Source organism: Proteus sp. G2300, assembly GCF_009915965.1.
Classification (GTDB): domain Bacteria; phylum Pseudomonadota; class Gammaproteobacteria; order Enterobacterales; family Enterobacteriaceae; genus Proteus; species Proteus vulgaris.
The window spans coordinates 289393-310578 of the sequence record NZ_JAABNK010000025.1 but is presented as its reverse complement, the minus strand read 5'-3'; the positions used below and the strand labels follow the sequence as shown (position 1 = coordinate 310578).

Below are 21186 nucleotides of genomic sequence, written 5' to 3'. Positions count from 1 at the left end.
TCGCCATAAAAAATCCCCAGACTATGCTGGGGATCTAATTATCATACTGATTTTATACTATTTACTCACTCATAAAATGATATAAAACGTAATATTAATCAGCTAAAGCTTTGGTGATTTTTTCATAGAGATCACCTGATAAATTCTCAAGTGCTTTCAGCTTTAATAACTCTGCACGCATTTTTTCTTGGCGTGTTGCATCATAGCGTTTTAAACGAATAAACGGTTCAATAAGACGTGAAGCAACTTGTGGGTTACGGCTATTTAAGTCAGTCAGAATTTCTGTCAATAATAAGTAACCAGAGCCATCTTCAGCGTGGAAAGCGACTGGGTTATTATTTACAAATGCGCCAATTAATGCACGAGTACGGTTAGGATTTGCTAGTGTAAATGAGCGATGAGATAACAAACTACGTACTTTTTGTAACACATCTTTTGCTGGGCTCATGGCATGTAAGCTAAACCATTTGTCCATGACTAAACCATCTTGATGCCATTTATCATCGAATTCTTGTAATAGCGCATCTTTGCAAGGTAACTGAGCCATTACAGCAGCGCTAAGTGCGGCAAGCGCGTCGGTCATGTTATCGCTGTTGTGGTATTGTGCATCAACAAGTTTGTTGCCTGTTTGCTCATTTTCAACCGCTAAATAACCTAAACACACATTACGTAAATCACGTTTTGCAATATCTTCATGATTAACACGATAAGCGCCAATATGCATAGAATGATAAACAGCAGAGAATTCATCCGCCATTTCAGTGGCTAATGTTTTACGTATAAAACCAAGTGTTTCATGAATAGCCATTGGATCGATAATACTAAATGACTCACCCGCTTCAACATCCGTTGGCAATGTCAGAATAAGTGCTGCTAATGCAGGATCAATATCTTTATCTAGTAATACTGCACGGAAAGCATCAACCACCATTTCAGGAAGAATAAATGCTTCATCTTTCTGTGCACGGGCGACGTTTTCTTTTATATAGCGACCTAATAATGATTGCGCTGCATCCCAGCGTGAAAATGCATTACGTGCATATTTCATTAAAAAGGACAGTTGCTCATCCGTAAATGGATAGTCCAATTTTACAGGCGCAGAGAACTCACGTAATAAAGATGGGATTGGCTGTTCTGGAACGTCATCAAATACAAATTGTTGTTCTTCACGGACGACATTCAATACATTAGAAATCGCCTGACCTTGTGAACGCAGAGGGATCACATTACCTTCACGATCATACAATTCAATATCTAATGGAATATGTAGCACTTGTTTTTCAGCTTGATCAGCTGTTGGTGGTGTCATTTGACTAACAGTTAAGGTGTATTGCTTTTTATCCACATCATAGCTGTCACGCACTGTCAGTTGTGGTGTACCTGATTGGCTATACCAACGACGGAATAACGTGAGATCAACATTAGAAGCATCTTCCATCGCTTGAATAAAGTCGTCACAGGTTGCCGCACTTCCATCATGACGATGAATGTACATCTGAATACCCGCTTGGAATTGCTCTTCGCCTAATAAGGTATGGATCATTCTGATCACTTCTGAACCTTTTTCATATACTGTTAAAGTATAGAAGTTATTCATTTCGATCACACTATCAGGACGAATTGGATGTGCCATTGGGCTTGCATCTTCTGCAAACTGAGCAGTACGCATCACTCGTACATTATTGATACGGTTAACAGAACGAGAGCCTAAATCTGAACTGAATTCTTGGTCACGGAAAACCGTTAAGCCTTCTTTTAGACTTAACTGGAACCAATCACGACAAGTAATGCGGTTACCTGTCCAGTTATGGAAATATTCATGACCAATAACAGACTCAATGCCTAAATAATCTTTGTCAGTTGCCGTTTCACTTTTTGCTAGTACATATTTAGAGTTAAAGACATTCAGTCCTTTATTCTCCATCGCACCCATATTAAAGAAGTCAACAGCGACTATCATATAGATATCGAGATCGTATTCTAAATTAAAGCGAGATTGATCCCATGCCATCGCATTTTTCAATGAGGTCATTGCCCAATCGGCACGATCTAAATTACCTTTATCAACAAAAAGCTCTAAAGCAACTTCGCGACCGCTTTTGGTGATAAAAGTATCTCGTAATACATCAAAGTCACCCGCCACTACCGCAAATAAATAACTTGGTTTTGGATGTGGATCTTCCCATGTTACCCAATGACGACCATCATCAAGTTCACCTTGTGCAATACGGTTACCATTTGACAATAAATAAGGATACTGTTTTTTGTCTGCCGTAATTGTTGTGGTGTAACGAGCTAACACATCCGGTCTATCTAAATAGTAGGTAATATGGCGGAAACCTTCAGCTTCGCACTGTGTACATAACGCATCACCAGAAACATACAACCCTTCTAATGCTGTATTGGCTGATGGATTAATTTCGTTGATAATTTTTAATGTAAATTGCTCTGGCAATTGTTCAATGATGAGTTTGCCGTTTTCTTCTTTATAGTGTGTCCAAGCAACATCATTAACAGAAATTGATTTTAATGTTAAATCTTCACCATCTAATACTAATGCTGTCGCATTTGAGTTTAGACGTTTACATTGGCTTATCGCCGTAACCTGGGTATTTTCTTTATCTAAGATAAAATCAAGATGTAAATCGGTGATTGTGTAGTCAGGGGCACGATAATCTTTGCGAAATTTCGCGATTCTTTGTTGTGTCATAGAAAAAACCTTTTAGTTAACACGACTATTTAACGGTTATATTGCCAAAGCTTACTCGTCAAAAATCTGTTTAGCCAGTCGAATATTCAATTGAAAACATTAAAAGTCAACAGAATGTTAATATTTCATTAATACATGTAATCAATTTATTTGGTAAATGATGCTAATAGACTCCCAAATTTTGTTTAACGTGGTAAACTTATCTAAGTTTTACAGCTTGTTTTTATGTCGCAGAGAAATATTATTGAATAGTGACGCTTTGTCATCATATTCGGGTATACTCTCCAACCTTAACGATTTAGCAGACATAAAAACGCTCCGTGAGGATGCTTGACGCGCTATGATTTTAGACGCTACACCGATTATTACATCACTGTTGGATACCGATGCATATAAGCTCCACATGCAACAAGCGGTTTACCACCATTATAGTGATATTCCTGTCGTTGCTGAGTTCCGCTGTCGGAGTGATGAACGTCTAGGTGAATATGCAACAACCTTACGCCATCAAGTTAACATGATGGCAAACCTGTCATTAACAAATGAAGAGTTTGACTATCTTCAGAGTCTCCCTTTTTTCAAAAATGACTATCTGCAATGGTTTAAACATTTCCGTTTTAAGCCAGAACAAGTCCATATTTCAACCACACCTGAAAACCAACTTACCATTAAAATTACAGGCCCTTGGCGTGAAGTTATTTTATGGGAAGTTCCGTTATTGGCTTTAGTGAGTGAAATTGTACATCGTACTCGCTCACCTCAAATCACCCCCGATGATGCCGTTAACCAATTACGTAAATTGATTGATATCTTCTACCGTGATGCCGCTGAACAGCAGATTGACTTAGCTGATTTTAAATTGATGGATTTTGGTACTCGTCGCCGTTTTTCTTATGATGTGCAGTGCGCCATTGTGGATGAGCTGAAAAATCATTTTCCTTATCTTATTGGTACAAGCAACTATCATTTAGCAGAACGTATGCAATTAGCCCCTGTGGGTACACAAGCTCATGAGTGGTTTCAGGCACATCAACAAATTAGTCCTGAACTATCAAATAGTCAGCGTGCTGCCTTGCAATCTTGGCTAGATGAATACCCCGTTCAATTAGGTATTGCATTAACAGACTGTATTACAATGGATGCTTTTTTGCGTGATTTTGATAAGACCTTTGCAGAGCGTTATCAAGGTTTACGTCACGACTCTGGCGACCCTATTGAATGGGGGGAAAAAGCGATTGCACATTATGAGAAACTGGGCATCGATCCAATGAGTAAAGTATTAGTCTTTTCTGATAGCCTAGATTTTCAAAAAGCATTAGTACTTTATAAACATTTCCATAAACGTATTCGTTTAATCTTTGGTATTGGTACTCGGCTCACTTGTAATATTCCGCAAATAACGCCACTTAATATTGTCATTAAGCTGGTGGAGTGTAATGGTAAGCCAGTTGCTAAATTATCAGATAGTCCAGGCAAAACGATTTGCGAAGACGATGATTTTGTTGACAAGCTACGCAAAGCCTTTGATGTTCCTCTTGTCAAACAAGCCTGTTAATTAGCTAAAAATCTTTATTAGTAAAAGAAAGGGTAATAATTGCCCTTTCTTTTGTCATAACCTCTACTTTTATCAATAATTCCCCTATTTTTATCAATTTATTTTATACAAAAGCTTTTCTCTTCTTTATTGACTCTTTAAACTAAAATTTCCTACTTGTTTCCTGCGCTATTGCAAGTAACATAGAAAAACTGTCCGACAGGGGCAGAGTGAATTAACCAAACAATTATTTTAATTAAACGAAGAGAGATTTATTTATGATCGTTGCGCCTGTAGTCGACGTACTGCAAGGCCGTATCGCGGTTGGCGAAGACGTCACCGTTCGCGGTTGGGTACGTACAAGAAGAGATTCAAAAGCTGGTATCTCATTTCTTACCGTCTATGACGGTTCCTGCTTTAATCCAGTACAGGCCATCATTAATAATAATTTACCGAATTATCAAGATGAAGTGCTGCACTTAACCACAGGCTGTTCTGTGGAAGTCACCGGTAAAATTGTTGAATCTCCGGGCCAGGGACAGAACTTTGAAATTCACGCCACCAATGTTGTTGTGGTAGGAATGGTCGATGATCCGGAAACTTATCCGATGGCCGCCAAACGTCATAGTATTGAGTACCTGCGTGAAGTTGCTCACCTTCGTCCTCGTACTAACTTAATTGGTGCAGTTGCACGTGTTCGTCACACATTAGCACAAGCACTACATCGTTTCTTCGATGAACAAGGCTTCTTCTGGGTTTCTACGCCACTAATTACAGCGGCTGATACAGAAGGTGCGGGTGAAATGTTCCGTGTCTCTACACTCGATATGAACAATCTGCCACGTACAGATAAAGGCGAAGTTGATTTCAGCGAAGACTTTTTTGGCCGTGAAGCGTTTTTAACCGTATCAGGTCAGTTAAATGGTGAAACTTACGCCTCTGCATTAAGCAAAGTGTATACTTTCGGCCCAACATTCCGTGCTGAAAACTCAAATACCAGTCGTCACCTTGCTGAATTCTGGATGGTTGAACCTGAAGTGGCCTTTGCTGATCTTAACGATATCGCAGCCCTTGCTGAAAAAATGTTGAAATACACCTTTGCTGCCGTATTGGCAGAACGTAAAGATGATATGGAATTCTTTGCACAACGTGTCGACAAAGACGCTATCACACGCTTAGAGAACTTTATCACCTCTGATTTTGCTCAAATTGATTATACCGATGCAGTTACGGTGCTTGAAAACTGTGGTGAGAAATTTGAAAACCCAGTTTACTGGGGTGTTGACCTTTCTTCTGAGCATGAACGTTATCTGGCAGAGAAACACTTTAAAGCACCTGTTGTTGTGAAAAACTATCCGAAAGATATCAAAGCATTCTATATGCGTATGAATGAAGACGGTAAGACCGTAGCAGCGATGGATGTATTAGCACCCGGCATTGGTGAAATTATTGGTGGCTCTCAACGTGAAGAGCGTTTAGAGATGTTTGATAAACGTTTAGACGAAATGGGAATGAGTAAAGAAGACTACTGGTGGTATCGTGATCTACGTCGTTATGGCACTGTACCTCACTCAGGTTTCGGTTTAGGTTTTGAACGTTTAGTTGCTTATGTGACCGGTGTCGCAAATGTTCGTGAAGTTATTCCATTCCCTCGTACACCAAGAAATGCAGATTTCTAATTTAGTGATTGATTAGTATTTAGCTAAAATTTTGTAGTGCTGTTTTATTGTACAGATTTAGCTTAAGTAAAGAAGCCAACCGCAAGGTTGGCTTTTTTTATGCATGGCTGTTATTTGATTAAAAAGTTCCCCTAAATACACACTTTGAAATACATAGTTACAATTTGTTACACTTTTTTCGTTTTTGTAGCAAATTGGGGGTAGATAAAATTTTTTACCAATGGAACACTGTCACCCGACACAGACGACACTTAACTCTCATAAATAGTTCCATAAAAATTAAGAAACTATTTCTGGCAGTGGCAAAGGTGTCTGAATAACACCAATGAGGGTAATAATAATGATGAAGCGCAATCTTCTTGCAGTGGTAATCCCAGCTTTAATGTTTGCTGGTGCAGCAAACGCAGCTGAAATGTACAACAAAGACGGCAACAAAGTAGACATCTACGGTAAAGTTGACGTTCGTCATTACTTCGCTGATAAAGACTCAGGTGAAGACGGTGACGGTTCTCGTGCACGTATCGGCTTCAAAGGCGAAACTCAAATCAATAAAGATTTAGTTGGTTTTGGTCGTTTTGAATACGAAATTCGTACTAGCAATGCTGAAGGTGATACTGATTCACGTGCTCGTTTTGCTTACGCAGGTTTTAAATTTGCTGACTACGGTTCTATGGACTATGGTCGTAACTACGGTGTAATTTACGACACCAACGCATGGACAGACGTTCTACCTTTATTTGGTGGCGACTCCATGGCACAAACTGACGTTTACATGACTAGCCGTACTACTGGTGTTTTAACTTACCGTAACACTGATATGTTCGGTTATGTTGATGGTCTGAACTTTGCTCTGCAATACCAAGGCAAAAACAACGAAAATACTATCAACAAGCGTGATGGTAAAAAAGCTAATGGTGACGGCTTCGGTTTCTCTACAGCTTATAACTTAGGCTGGGGCGTAACTCTGGGTGGTGGTTATTCAAACTCTGCTCGTACTTCTTGGCAGCAAGATAACAGCACTGCTAAAGGTTCTCGTGCAGAAGCATGGAACGTTGGTGGTAAATTCGCAGCTAACAATGTTTACTTAGCGGCTATGTACGGTGAAACTCGTAACATGACTAGCTTCAATAAAGGCATTGCTAACAAAACTCAAAACATTGAGTTAACTGCGCAGTATGACTTCGCTGATTTAGGTCTGAAACCATCTTTAGGTTATGTTCAATCTAAAGGTAAAGACTTAGATGTTAACGGCGTAAATGACGAAGATTTAGTTAAATATATCTCTGTAGGTTCTTTCTACAAATTTAACAAAAACATGACTGCAGTTGTTGATTACAAAATCAACCTGCTGAAATCTGATAACAAACTGGGCATCAACGACGACAACGTAGTTGGTTTAGGTCTGACTTATCAGTTCTAATTACCGCTTAGGTAATTAAACAGTCAAGTTAATTGATTTGAAAAGCAACACTTCGGTGTTGCTTTTTTATTTGTACTACTACTGTCTATCTCAATCTCTTGTTATTTATCCCTCTTTTTTCTTCTTATTCTCGATGTTTTCTTTCTCTTTATTTTTGCATTTGCAGTAGATCTGTTTATTTATTCACTGAAAAACATTGTAACTTCTTTATTTTTAACAACTTCAAAAAGTTTATCATACTAAACAATTATTATTTTTTAGTGATTATTTTTACATGTTAATGTAATCACAGGATATTCACTTATTTACATCTTGATTTGCTATTTATTCTCACTTAGTTCACAACTTCTTGTTAATTTCTCTACAAACAGTTGGCAAAAATCCCTCATAGCGTTACTCTTGATACTCATATTTCGGCTTCGTTTTGAGCTTAGGGAACAATTACACTATGTTTGAGAAAATCATTGCTGCACCAGCCGATCCTATTCTGGGTTTAGCTGATAGTTTCCGTTCTGATCCTCGTGAAAACAAAATTAACTTAGGGATTGGTGTTTACAAGGATGAGACAGGTAAAACGCCTGTTTTAACCACAGTTAAGAAAGCAGAAAAATACCTGTTAGAAAACGAAACCACCAAAAATTACCTTCCTATTAGCGGTATCCCTGAATTTGGCAATGTGACCCAAGCACTTTTGTTTGGTGAACAACATTCTATTATCTCTGAAAAACGCGCACGCACAGCACAAGCCCCTGGGGGAACAGGAGCTTTACGTATTGCTGCTGATTTTATTGCTCAGCAAACCACAGCAAAACGCGTTTGGATAAGCAACCCTACTTGGCCTAATCATAATAATATTTTCCAAATTGCAGGTCTTGAGATCTGTAATTATGATTATTACGACGCAAAAAATCATGGATTAGACTTTGATGGTATGCTAGCAAGCCTTACTAAAGCTCAAGCGGGTGATGTTGTCCTGTTCCACGGTTGCTGTCATAACCCAAGCGGTATTGATCCAACGGAAGAACAATGGCGTCAATTAGCAGCGCTATCAGCAGAGAAAGGCTGGTTACCTGTTTTTGACTTCGCATACCAAGGTTTTGCTCGCGGTCTTGAAGAAGATGCACAAGGTTTACGCCTCTTTGCAGAAAAAAATCCTGAGCTTATTGTTGCAAGTTCATATTCTAAAAACTTCGGTCTTTACAATGAACGTGTAGGTGCATGTACTATTGTCACCAAAGACAGTGACACGGCTGAAAAAGCCTTTAGCCAAGCAAAAGCCATTATTCGTGCTAACTACTCAAACCCACCAGCACACGGTGCTTCAGTGGTAACAACGATTCTTTCTAACTCAGAATTAAAAGAAGAGTGGATTGAAGAACTAACGACTATGCGTGAACGCATTCAGCGTATGCGCCAATTGTTAGTTACGACACTACAAGAAAAAGGGGCTAAGCAAGACTTTAGCTTTATTATTGACCAAAATGGCATGTTCTCATTTAGTGGTTTGAATAAAGAGCAAGTTGAGCGCTTACGTGCTGAATACGGTATTTATATCGTAGGCTCTGGTCGTATTAACGTTGCCGGTTTAACCCTTGAGAATATGGTGCCACTGTGTGAAGCCATCGTTGCAGTACTCTAATTGTCTTTAACGTGCAATTAGATGAATGCCACGTTATACAATGTGGCATTTTTATTTAAACAAAAGAAATAAAAATCATATTTTTTACGTATAAAAAAGCTCTTTATTATAAAGAGCTTTCACTTATTCACTTTACTCAGCGCAACTATTACCAGATTGGCATTTCATCTTGTAAAAACGGGTTGTATTGGCGTTCATGCCCTAAATTAGACATAGGGCCATGTCCCGGAATAAACAGATAATCATCACCTAAAGGCAACACTTTATTTTTGATTGATGCAATAAGATCGGCATGGTTTCCGCGTGGAAAATCGGTACGGCCAATGCTTTCTTTAAATAACACATCTCCCATAGAGATAAGTTTATTCTTATGATTTACAAAAATAATATGTCCTGGTGTATGCCCAGGGCAATGTAAAACAGATAACGAAATTGTTTTACCAATTGTGATGGTATCGCCTTCATTTAACCAGCTATCTGGTGCAAATGACTTTCCGCAAGGGAAATTAAACATACGGCACTGTTGCTCTAATTCCTCTAATAAGAAATTATCTTCTTTATGAGGCCCATAAATAGGAACATGAAAGTGCTCAACAATCTGAGAGGTGCCTGCAATATGATCAAAGTGTCCATGTGTTAATAATACTTTGGTCAATGTTAATTGGCGTTTTTCGATTTCCGCAATCAGTCTTTCGACATCGCCACCAGGATCAACAATTGCCGCTTCCTTCGTTTCATCACACCAAATAAGGGTGCAATTTTGCATATAGTTTGTCACAGGTACAATGTGATACATCATGAATCACTCCACTCTCTATTAACTAATTCTCAATAGCTTACCATGAGCGGACTGGTCCCGTATCAATATGAACAAAATTACTTTTTGGATAATACCCAACTCCCCCCGCTTTCATTCTTAGCGCCACTTGACGAACTTTTGAAAGCTCAGTCCCCACTAAACGAAAATCCATTGCTTGTCCGCGAGTATGATAGCTTTTCTTCGCAACACCACTGCTACTTTGTCGTAAATTATTATTGGTCACTAAAGAGCGATAGCCTGAAATAAGTTCAACGGGCTTATTATTATTCAGCATCACTTGCAATAGATAAATTTGGTCAAACAATGCAGGGTCGATGGTTTTAATTTTATTTTGACGATAATCTCTAAAAAGGTGATTTAACTTAGCAAGCTCTTGTTTATTATAACGTTTTCCATCAAAAAACTCGGCTTTAATAGTTTCACCAGTATTTAAATTATTAAAGCGAAGGATTTTTGGACGAGGTGTTGCTAATGAAGCAAAAGCATGAGAAGGCAATAACCCCAACCCCACAGCGGCCATACCGAGCCCTAGCCACTTACGGCGATGTGAATCAATAATATCCATAGTATATGTACTCAATAATTATTTCAGGAGGAAGAACCTTTATTATGACAATATTTTTCTCGAATTGTTTCTTATGGTTTGTATAGTATTGTAAATAACAATTCATTTCAATTTAATGCCATCAGACATTTTATAAATTTAGCTATTTATACTAAAGTCTCTTTTTATCTTTCTATTTTTAATGGAAATTTTAAAAATATTTTATAAATTTATAATTTTTTAGTGATCTTATTTTTATATATAAAATTAAAAAAACATCTTATTGATTTATATAGAAATAAAGGGCAATTAAACTAATCGCCCTTTATCCAATTTATATTTATTAATATTACAAGTATTTCTTAATATTCTCTAAATAAGGTTGTGCATTGGTAATGCTCTTATCATAGCCATAAATGTCTGCTCGATATTGAGGTGCATTTTCCTGTGCAACCCATGCAGTTTGATAATATAAATAAACAGGAATACGTTCAGGAATGGGCGCATATTGTGTTGATCCACGTTTTAATGCCGCATCAATTCTATCTTGTTTCCATCCTGCATCACCTAATAAAATCGAGGCCAACTGAGAGGCTTTATTAACACGAATACATCCCGAGCTAATTGCGCGCATATTTTTTGAAAACAGTGAATGATTTGGTGTGTCATGTAGGTATATCGCATCTGAATTTGGCATATTAAACTTATAACGCCCTAATGAGTTTGTTGGTCCCGGCGCCTGCCAAATTCGATAAGGGAAATTACTTGCACTCATATTTTGCCAATCAATATCATAAGGATTAATTGGGTAAGCATCATTGCCCCATCCGGAATAAATGGTATATCCCTTACGGCTAAAGTAGCTAGGATCTGCTTTACCTCTAGGGACAATATCTTTGCGAGTCATACTTGTTGGCACATTCCAAGGTGGATTAACCACAACATTATTTAATGCACTACTCATAATTGGCGTTTTTCTATCTGGACGACCGACTATCACTTTTGAATCAAGAATAAGTTCGTTGTTGGCATAAAAATAGAGTGAAAAATCAGGAATATTCACCCAAATGCCTGTGTCACCAATAGCCGGTGTTAAGCGAAGGCGTTGAATATTTAATGCCATAATACTGGCGCGTTGTGTTGGCGTTGTATTTAACCATGCACGCGTTTGTCGCCCAATAATTCCATCTGGCTCTAAACCATGAGCGGTTTGAAATAATTTAACAGCAGTGATTAAAGGTGCATCATAAACGATTGTCGCAATTTCTTGCTCATTTTCAGCCAACTCAGGAATTAATTTTAAATAACGTAAAATCTGTCTCAGTGGTACAACTTCTTGTGATGATTGATTTGGTTTTAATGATGTCGTTCCCGTCATCTCAGGCCAAACAATCGAACTATGTAATTGTTTACGTACTTCTTCTTTCATTAAAGCGTAATAAGGATGAGACGGAGCATAAGAAATAACGAAGCTACCTAAAGTGCTATTTTGAATATTTTGTTGTAGGTCAACCATGGATTTATCTGACGGTGATGGTAGGCTTTTTGCGCCATCACGATACAATAAAGATACGCCTGATTTATTCACTTGCTCAACAAAACTGATATAACCTAAAAATGCGTCTGATAAAATAATATCACGCCCTTCTTTTGTTAACTCCGGTGTTTCTAATTGTGTTAACCATTGTCCAAATTGAGGCTGAATACCTGAAATAGCCACTTCTGCAATTTGTTCCTGTAATTGCTGTGCGATTTTTTCATCTTGCCAGATTAATGTGAGGTTATTTGCTTGGTAAACTTTCACTAATTGAGTTAAATAGAATGGTTTATATCCCGTTGGGATCCATGATTGTAGTTTTGTTCTTGCCTCTAACTCGGTAACTTGTGGAATATTCATTACCACAGTGGCAGGTATAGTCATAGCTTCGTTAGTCATAGGAACTAACGTTGCGTTTTCTATTTCGGGTGTAGATAAAATAGCTGACTCCGCTTCTGTAGCCACTGCATAATGCCCAGAAAGAAGAGTTCCTATAACGACTGAATATGTAATTGCTCTTTTAATTGGTTGGTACGCCATAAATCCCCTACCCTCATCCCTTATTATTATTTTGATATCCTAGAATATTAGATGAGCTTGGAGAAGAGTTTTATAGGAATAAACTAATATTTTTAAAGTTTTATAACCCTTTGATGGAAATTTAATTTTATTCAATCAAAAAAAGACCACTTAGTTATTTTTATATTCAAAAATAGAGTTTAAATAAAAAATCAACAAAAGAACAAAAAACAGACATTTTGAAAAAAATTTCAAAATATAATAAAATATTGAAAATAGATAATAAGATTATTTAAATAAAAGGTGTTTTAATCGAGAAAAAGGCGTAGTTTCCTACGCCTGACAAATAAAGGTAAACAAAGGATAAAAATTAGTATTCTGAATTGATAACAACTTCTTCGCCAAACTGACCCGCTTTTGGCAATGGTTGGTAAGAAGAGTTAGCAGCACGCAGAATACGAATACCACGGATATTCAGTTCATCTGCCGCCGCGATATCTGCATCAGCATCACCGTAGTAAATTTTCAATTTATGATCACGCATCCAGCTTACTTTATTATTTGCACCAGGTTGGTCACCCGCGAAAATAACAGGCTGCATTTTATCAGCAGGGATATTTAAACCTTCTTGAACATATTTGGTCACAGTCTCAGTTTTAGTTTTAGTACGACCAGTAATGAAATAAACAGTATCACCACGTTTTAAGTGCATTTGAACAAGATCGATACCGACTTGTTTAGGCATACTGAATTTATCCCACTCATTATTCATTTTCTCCCAGAACTCTGGATTTTTCAGATAACTGAAATCATTTGGAGAATATTCTAGTTTACCGCGATAAAAACCTGGGCTTGAGAATAAAACAGTATCATCAATATCAAAACCAACCGCCATTGGCGCTTGGCCTGCTAAGCTTTTTTCTATATCTGCAACAGAAACCCAATTAATTGGTTGTTGTTGTGCTAATTGAGCAACAGTAACACCTGGGCTGACAACTTCTGGCATATGAACTTTTGCCATTGCCGCGCCATTTAAACTTAACGCTAAAGCAATTGCACTAAAAGCTAACGTGACTTTACGCATTTTCTTTCCTTTAATTTTTTATATTAATCACATACGGCAACAATCATAGACATCACGCTTACATTTAAATGAGATGTGGCGCACGTTATATCATTTAAATTTTCATTTTTTTGTTAATTTACTTTCATTTTTTGATCTATCTAACACTTTGAAAAAAGAAGGCGCTATGAGCATATGCCCATAGCGCCTTTCTATTTTTCTCTCTGTCGTTGATAACGAAATAAAATTATTCTGTTATTTCAGCAACATTTGATGATGCAATTTTATCTTTTTCAGCGTGTTGGCCAAAACCTTTTAAACCCACAACGTGAACATGTTCTGTACCGTTGAACACTTTACGGACGAGTTTATAAGTCGTGCCTTTTTCTGGGCTGATATTTTCTGGTGCCGCAATAATCAATTGCATATCGAGACGATCACAAAGTTCAAATAATGTCGCTATAGATTTCGCATCCAAACGTGCGGCTTCATCAAGGAAGAGTAAGCGACAAGGAGAAATATCTTTTCCTCTTAAGCGTCGTGATTCTTCTTCCCAACTTTGTACAACCATCACCAGAATTGACATTCCTGTACCAATCGCTTCACCAGTCGATAAAGCGCCACTTTCCGCTTTTAACCACCCTTCTGGCCCACGATTAACCTCAACATCCATTTCAAGGTAATTACGGTAATCTAACAGCTCTTCCCCCACAGTTTGTGGCATACGTTGACCAATATCTACTTGTGGATTTAAACGTTGATAAAGCTTCGCCATCGCTTCAGAGAAGGTAAGGTTTTGGTTTTTAAATAAGTCTTGGTATTGATTATCTTCTTCTGATAACACATCAAGAAGCACTTGATGACTTTCACGAATATTGACGTTAAGTCGAACACCTCGCACTTGGCCAAATGAAACCGCTTGTAAACCTTGGTTTAGCATACGGATACGGTTTTGCTCTCGTTGGATAGTTTTGCGAATAATATTCGCGACACTTCGTGAACTAATCGCTAATTTCTGTTCACGGCTTGTCAGTTCTTCCGTTAAGCGAGCAAGCTCAATTTCCATCTGTTCAATTGCATCAACTGGATCGTCGGTTTTAATGATATCTTGGCGAATACGCTCTCTTAAATGCTGATATACCGCAATAAAGAACTGAACTTTACGATCAGGATATTTTGCATCTTCAGAACGACGTAATGCATCACGTAAATATTCATTATCAGCAACAGCTTGACGTAATGCACCTAGCGCCTTATCCGACATTGAACGCAATTCATCAGCAGAAAGGTAAGCGAAGTCTCGGCGATGCAAACGACGTTCCATACCATTTTCTTTCACTAACCGCATCACCGCACACCAGCCCGCTTTTGCACTCACAACATGCTCACGAATTTGAATGTAGTCACGTTCAAGTTTACGAATTTTCTTGGTTAGATTATCGCGTTCAGCTTCACTCAGTGCGATATCTCGCTCAAGTTGACTAATTCGTGTACGGTTAGCACTGACAGCAGCATAACGTTGATCACGTAGCTCTTTAGCTCTTGCTTCTGCGCCAACATCAATATGGATCCCTGTATCACGCATCTCTTGCTCAAGTTCTCTGAGCAATTCAGATTTAGTGTCAAAGGAGCTTTTTAATGATGCGAGTACTTGATTAAATTGAGCACATTGAGCTTGTTGCTGACGATAAAGTTCTCTTGCCGTAGCACGTTCTGTTTCTGCCATTTCTAAACGATGACGTAGTTTCTCGTTAAGATCGCTATTTTCACTCACAATCTCAACCGCATCGCTATAGCTAAAGTGTGCACGACGTTGTACAACTTCCACCAGCAAGAAAGCCTGTTGTTGATAACGCTGTTGTTCTGCTTTAGCGTGTTCGTAATCCTGTGCTAATTGCTCATGTTCTTGTGGATCACTTTGTAAAATTGATGCAATAGGTTCTAATGTTGCCAGTGCTTTTTCATGACGCTGTAAATAGCGCATAGACTCTTCAGCGCTATACAGCTCTTCACGTAATTCTTCAACGCGATCAATTAGCGTTTCATCCATCAAGATATTCACTTGAGGGATCAGTTTATTAAGTAAATTTAACGACTCTTTTGCTTGAGCATAATGTTGACGTTGCTGTTGAGTATTCTCTTCATACTGTGTTAATGCCCTCTCTAGCTCATTGCGTCTTTGATTAAGTTGACGGATATCCTCTTCAGGATCAGCTTCAAACGCGACTGAAATATGTTGCCCGACAAATTGGCTAAAAGCATGGTGCGCACGTTGAATTTTTTGTACATCAAAAGCTTGCGTTGCATAAAGCTCAGAAAGCTCATCGCGTTGGCGAGATAATATTTCTAATTGATTCTCACGCGCCGCGCGACCAAAAAGCGGAATTTCAGGGTAGCGAGAATAACGCCATTGCCTATCTGAGCTCTTGATAAGAACCGCTTTCTCCATCTCTTGTGCATTAAATACACTGTCATCGAAAGATTGTGGATCCCCTTCGATAAAATAGAGATCTTCAGGGCAATCTTCTAACGTTTCTAACTGTTCCTGAACTTGAGACAAATCTTGCACAACAATTGCGTGACGTGCAGGGCCATATAGCGCTGAAAAATAAGGCGCATCATCCAATGTAATATCATCATAAATCTCAGATAATAAAACCCCATTAAAGCGCTCTGCTAGCGTAATTAATCGTCCATCTTCAGCACCGCTAGGCTGACTTAAACGTTCAATTTGTGCTTCAATCTGCTGTTTACGCGTCGCAGTTTCATCACGTAATACTGTGGCTTCACGCTCTTTTTCAAGTAACTGTTGCATATATTCAGTTACTTGATGACCCGTTTCAAAAGATTGGCGAGTTTGCTCACACAGCTGTGTTAACGCATCTTGTGCCGCAAGCCATGCAGGTGCTTGTTTTTTCAGCTTTTCAATTTGTTGCTTGAGTTGATCCAGCTCTTGGCGCATTTGCATGCGATGTTCACCAGATTCGTTAACATAATCGCTAAGCTCTTCAATTTTTGCTTCCAGCTCATCTTGTAAAATTAAAAGATCATCTGGCTCCATCGATTTACCATGATGCTTATTAAATTCTTCAAGCTGGCGCTGGGCATTATTTCTTTGATGTAAGCGTTGCTCTAATTCTGCCAACTGCATACGAATAGGATGAACCCTATCTGCTTGATGGCGATGAGAAGACCATTCACGTAATGCGGTTTTGGCGACACCCCATGCATCTTTACGATCAACCTCACCAACAATGCCGCTAACCAATTTATACGCTTGATCAAACTGTGTTTTTGCCGCTTCAGAAACATTGAGTTTCTGTTCCATAGAAAGTAGCGAATGGGTAAGAGTTTGAATTTTTGCTTGAATATGTTCAGCCCATTGATCCGCATTAGTTTCATCTAAATCAGCAATGTTACATTGTGCTTTTGCTCGCTCTAAAGCCTGTACTGCTTGACGATATTGAATAGCGCGTGTTTGTTGTACGTCTAATGCTTGCTGATAATCTGCTAACTGATTTTTCAGTTCATCAACTTCTTCTTCCGCAGACTCTACTCGCGCTTCGAGCTCTTCTTTTTTAGAAGCCGCCTCTTCAACCACTTCACTTTGCTCTTCTAAACGGAAAGTGATCTCTTCTACATCAGCAACGTAACGGTCTATTTTTTCTTGTTGGCGAACCGCATTTTGCACTAAGTTTAATCGGTCACTTGCTGCTTGATAATCCGCCTCAAGATCAGAAGAAAGTGCTTGTTGCTCTTCCAACTCTTTACCCATTTCAATAAAGCGATATGCCTCGTTATTGATGGATTTTCTCTGGCGCCATAATTCACGGCGGACTTCTAGCGCTTCATCAAGATGAACACGTCGTTCATTAGCATGGCGCATATAATCAGCTGCAACATAAGATGTCGCTTCTGTAATTAAGTGCTTAAATAAATCACGATCAGATTGTGTGACACGAATAGCTTCAAGTGTCATGCGGTTTTCCCGCAATGCACCTTCCATATCTTGGAATGCTTTTCTTACACCGCTATTTTCAGGTAATAAATAATCTCGTAAAGAACGTGTGATCGCACTTGAAATACCACCATACAATGAGGCTTCAATTAAACGATAGAATTTGGCGCGATCACTCGCTGAACGTAAACGTTTAGGGATAACGCCTAAATCAAACATTACGGCATGAAAATCAGTGATAGAATTAAACTGTCTGAAAACAACACCATCAATCGCTTCAACTTTTTCTTTTAATTCATTGAGTGGTAAAACGCGCGCTTGGCGATCGGCAACAGCTTGGGTCAGAATTTCTGTTGGATTCTCTGCCATCGGCAACCCTTGGATCATAAAGGGTTTGATATCAACTTTTTTATCACGCCCTGCAATTTGCTGTAAACGCACACCAACCACAGCACGTAAGTGACGTGAGTTGATCACATCTAATACGGCATAACACACACCAGGACGCAGTTTCCCATATAGCCCTTTATCACGAGAACCACTTGTCGATCCTGCTTCGGTGGTATTGCGAAAGTGCAACAAAGTAAGATCAGGGATCATTGCGGTGATAAATGCAGCCATAGTGGTTGATTTACCTGCTCCATTCCCGCCTGATAATGTCGTCACCAATTCATCTAAGTCAAAAGTACGAGCAAAGAACCCATTCCAGTTGATCAGTGTTAATGAGCGAAATTTTCCACGTTCAATCATTTATTTTCTTCCTCCGCATCATCTTCACTCGATTGTAACTGCTCATCTTCATTTTCTTCATCTTCGTTTGGTGATTCGGAACTGTTCTCAAGCGCCATAGCTTCACCATCACGGATCATTCGTATTTGAGCCTCAATAGGTGAATCACCACTACGCACATCAGCACCAAAGCGAAAAACAGACTCAGTGATTGAAAAACGCTGCATATCATTTAATAAGAATGAAATCATACCTAAACGTCGTAAACGATTTAGAGAGGTTCTCATTTTTTCTTGTAATTTTTGCAAATCAAGATCAGACCCCGTTGAGCGTTGGTTCACTAAGCGTAAAAGTTTGGCTTCATCTGCTAATGTTCTTAATTCATCAAATAATTCTTGAACAGTGAATATTCCCTGATTCGCTAATCGTTCAGGGCTAAGATAGAGATAACAAAGAATTTTCCCCACCAGCATATCCATTTCAGATAGTACAGAACGAGGAATAAGCGTAGTTGAGCGAGGACGTAAATAGAAAAAACCTTCTGGTGCTCGAATTAATTCAACATTATAACGCGCATAAAAATCTGATAACTCATCTTGAAAGTCCATCAAGAATGCATGATTATCCAGAGAATCTATACCGATATGCCGACCTGCACGTAATTGGCTATCCAGTTCAGGGAAAAGTGAGTTCGCTAATGCCTGCGCCAGTTTTGCTGGCATAAATTGTTCAGTATGTATCGATGACATGCGCTTGTACCTTAGCTCCATATTCGTTAATTTCTGACCATTTTGCAGGTAATCCTGCGAGCTCAGCTTTTGCCACACCTAATCGCACCGCCTGATCAATGACAATACGGGCAACATCGAAATGTTTCTGTTGCGGATAACGATTAAGATATTCAACTAATACTGAACTGAGATCTAATGCTCGTTGCTCTAATTTGTAAGAAGCAAGCTCTTGTTCTACCCATTGCGTTATTTGTTCGTTCACTTCGCTGAACATTTGGTATTCGAGTTCTTCGGGTAATTCACCGGTGACTTCTTCATCTCGTAGCGTTAGTTCTTCATCACGCATATCATACAACCTATCTGCATTAGCGTAAGTTAATGCCCATGGGCTGTCGAAATAGTTTTGTACTGATTGACGTAATCGACGAGAGAATATACGATTTTTATCCATATCAATCGCCGTACGAATAAATTTATGGACATGTCTATCATAGCCAATCCATAAATCAATAGATTGCTGACCCCAGCTAATAATACGATCAAGCTTACTTTGTAGCTCAAATACTAACGTATCAATTTGATCGACATGACCTGTATTCATGTTTGCTTCTTGGATACGCAACAGATTGGCTTGAAGTTTATCACCTGCGGCTTCAAGCGTATCTTGTAGCTCTCTTAGTGTGCCGGAAGTTTCAGATAAGAGTTGTTCACAGCTTGAAATAGCAGCTTGCCAGTCTTGATTTAATAACTCAGCAATATCTTCTTTTACCGTATTTTGCTGCTCATCCATAATTCTCTGTGACAAATCAATGCTATCGAAAATTTCTGCTACTGAATATTTCAGTGGTGCAAAAACATTGCGATGCCAATGATATTCATCGCCCCCTTCTTCAGCAGAGCTTGCAGCAGAATCGAGTTCTCCGGCCACTATAGATAACTGCATAGATAAACGTAACGATGAAAACTCACGTTGGCGAATATAATAATCACTTATTCCAATGCCTAACGGGGTTAGACGATATATTGCATTACCTTCTACCAGTTCACTGGTAAAACGGTTAAAAAGCCGTTGCTTAACCATATCATTAATGGCGTTATTGGCACGGACTTGTATTGATTCTGCGGGTTGTTCAAAGCCTTTACAGACCTCTCTAAAGGCGTCAATTAACTCCCCTTCACTAATTTCGCCATCAAGGCGTTCACTGTTTAATACAGCGACTGCCATCAAAAAAGCTAATCTTTCAGGTGGCAGTGAGATTGAGAAATCATTTTTTCTCGCCCAAGACACTAACTCAGGAACGGTCTGGGTAAAATCACTCATAGTACATCCTTAATTTACACGCTTTTGTGCCATGACATGAATGTAACGCCCCAGACTGATATAGGGCTCTTGTCGACAATAACGTTGCTCTAATGCAAGCAACGATGGAAAATCTTTATTTTGTAACTGACGACTTTGTAAATAATCATGAAAAACGCGAACACCTGTCTTTCCTAATATTGTCATTGAAAATTCAGTCAGCCATTGATAGACATCTTCAGGTTGCAATGGGTTTTGAGGTGACAACGATTTTTTTCTTCTTCGAGGAATTTCAGGATTTGCCAGATGAAAATTCCCCAATATCGCATTTCTCATAACAATGCCATTTGCATTGTAAAACATCAGCGATAAGATACCATTAGGTAACAACATATCGGTAAGAACATTTACGGCGTCTTTCTGATCCGTGATCCACTCCAATACAGCATGAAACAGAATTAAGTCAACGCTTTCATCTCTATGCTCTTTAATCTCTTGAGCAGCACAACAAATAAATGTCATATTCTCAGCAACACCTTCGTCAATAGCTGCTTCTTGCGCGCGATTAAGCATCTCTTGTGATAAATCACATAAGATAATTTGGTGTCCCAATTTAGCTAACTGACGAGAGAAATACCCTTCACCACCGCCTGCATCTAAAATACGCAGAGTACGGTTAGGGAAAAGAGTTAATAATTGTTGTAAATCTTCCCAAATCACCGCTTGGCGAATTTTACCCTTTGTTGTGCCGTAGATATTGCGGGAGAATTTATCTGCAATATCGTCAAAATTACGATCTGACATTAAAACGCCTCATGATAACAACCTGCTACTTGCGCTCTTTGCATTCTGATAAATTCAAAAAATATGAGACACTGTACATAAAATTAAGACAGCAATTTTACCAGTGTTCTATGATACTGACTGTTTTCTCTAAAGAAATAAGCCATGAATCAGACTATTCGCAAAGCGCAGTATAAATATAACGCTTATTAATGAAAAA

General features: G+C 38.7%; 13 protein-coding genes. 4 read left to right on the top strand and 9 right to left on the bottom strand.

The genetic code is table 11. The annotated features are described in order from the left end of the window. Nucleotides 1-94: 94 nt before the first annotated feature. Nucleotides 95-2710 carry an aminopeptidase N gene (gene pepN / locus GWI97_RS17400; RefSeq protein ID WP_036938058.1) on the bottom strand — a complete coding sequence of 872 codons (2616 nt, stop codon included), beginning with the start codon at nt 2708-2710 and terminating at the stop codon, nt 95-97. A gap of 340 nt (nt 2711-3050) precedes the next feature. Between pepN and pncB the strand changes: the two genes are divergently transcribed. From pncB to GWI97_RS17380, 4 genes are all read left to right on the top strand, one after another. Continuing rightward, entirely contained in the window at nt 3051-4265 is a 1215-nt protein-coding gene (pncB, locus tag GWI97_RS17395; protein ID WP_161752157.1) for a nicotinate phosphoribosyltransferase, read from the top strand. Nucleotides 4266-4522: 257 nt separating this feature from the next. After that, the gene (asnS, locus tag GWI97_RS17390; RefSeq protein WP_036938062.1) at nt 4523-5923 is read left to right on the top strand and encodes an asparagine--tRNA ligase; all 1401 of its coding nucleotides are present in this window, start codon (nt 4523-4525) and stop codon (nt 5921-5923) included. 340 nt (nt 5924-6263) lie between these two features. Further along, nucleotides 6264-7343, top strand: coding sequence for a porin (locus GWI97_RS17385; protein WP_036938065.1), 1080 nt, complete (start codon nt 6264-6266; stop codon nt 7341-7343). A gap of 448 nt (nt 7344-7791) precedes the next feature. Further along, the gene (locus tag GWI97_RS17380) at nt 7792-8982 is read left to right on the top strand and encodes an amino acid aminotransferase (RefSeq protein ID WP_036938068.1); all 1191 of its coding nucleotides are present in this window, start codon (nt 7792-7794) and stop codon (nt 8980-8982) included. A 148-nt stretch (nt 8983-9130) separates the two neighbouring features. Here the strand turns inward: GWI97_RS17380 and GWI97_RS17375 are convergent, their stop codons facing one another. The 8 genes from GWI97_RS17375 to cmoM form a co-directional block, all read right to left on the bottom strand. Next, entirely contained in the window at nt 9131-9781 is a 651-nt protein-coding gene (locus GWI97_RS17375; RefSeq protein WP_036938071.1) for an MBL fold metallo-hydrolase, read from the bottom strand. Nucleotides 9782-9818: 37 nt separating this feature from the next. Further along, nucleotides 9819-10367 (bottom strand): YcbK family protein, encoded by a 549-nt coding sequence (locus GWI97_RS17370; RefSeq protein WP_036938074.1) that lies wholly within the window; start codon nt 10365-10367, stop codon nt 9819-9821. A gap of 328 nt (nt 10368-10695) precedes the next feature. Next, nucleotides 10696-12423, bottom strand: coding sequence for a L,D-transpeptidase (gene ldtD / locus GWI97_RS17365; protein ID WP_087803595.1), 1728 nt, complete (start codon nt 12421-12423; stop codon nt 10696-10698). A gap of 349 nt (nt 12424-12772) precedes the next feature. Continuing rightward, nucleotides 12773-13486 carry an acid phosphatase AphA gene (gene aphA, locus GWI97_RS17360; RefSeq protein WP_036938080.1) on the bottom strand — a complete coding sequence of 238 codons (714 nt, stop codon included), beginning with the start codon at nt 13484-13486 and terminating at the stop codon, nt 12773-12775. 226 nt (nt 13487-13712) lie between these two features. Then, complete coding sequence (gene mukB / locus GWI97_RS17355) at nt 13713-18173, bottom strand: chromosome partition protein MukB (protein WP_036938082.1); 4461 nt, start codon at nt 18171-18173, stop codon at nt 13713-13715. Further along, nucleotides 18170-18901 carry a chromosome partition protein MukE gene (gene mukE, locus GWI97_RS17350; RefSeq protein WP_036938084.1) on the bottom strand — a complete coding sequence of 244 codons (732 nt, stop codon included), beginning with the start codon at nt 18899-18901 and terminating at the stop codon, nt 18170-18172. The genes mukB and mukE overlap by 4 nt, the downstream gene beginning before the upstream one ends. Continuing rightward, nucleotides 18882-20204 (bottom strand): chromosome partition protein MukF, encoded by a 1323-nt coding sequence (gene mukF / locus GWI97_RS17345; protein WP_036938087.1) that lies wholly within the window; start codon nt 20202-20204, stop codon nt 18882-18884. Before mukF ends, mukE begins: the two co-directional genes overlap by 20 nt. Nucleotides 20205-20213: 9 nt before the next feature. Next, on the bottom strand, nt 20214-20987 hold the full coding sequence (gene cmoM, locus GWI97_RS17340; RefSeq protein WP_036938089.1) for a tRNA uridine 5-oxyacetic acid(34) methyltransferase CmoM: 774 nt from the start codon (nt 20985-20987) through the stop codon (nt 20214-20216). Nucleotides 20988-21186 lie beyond the last annotated feature (199 nt).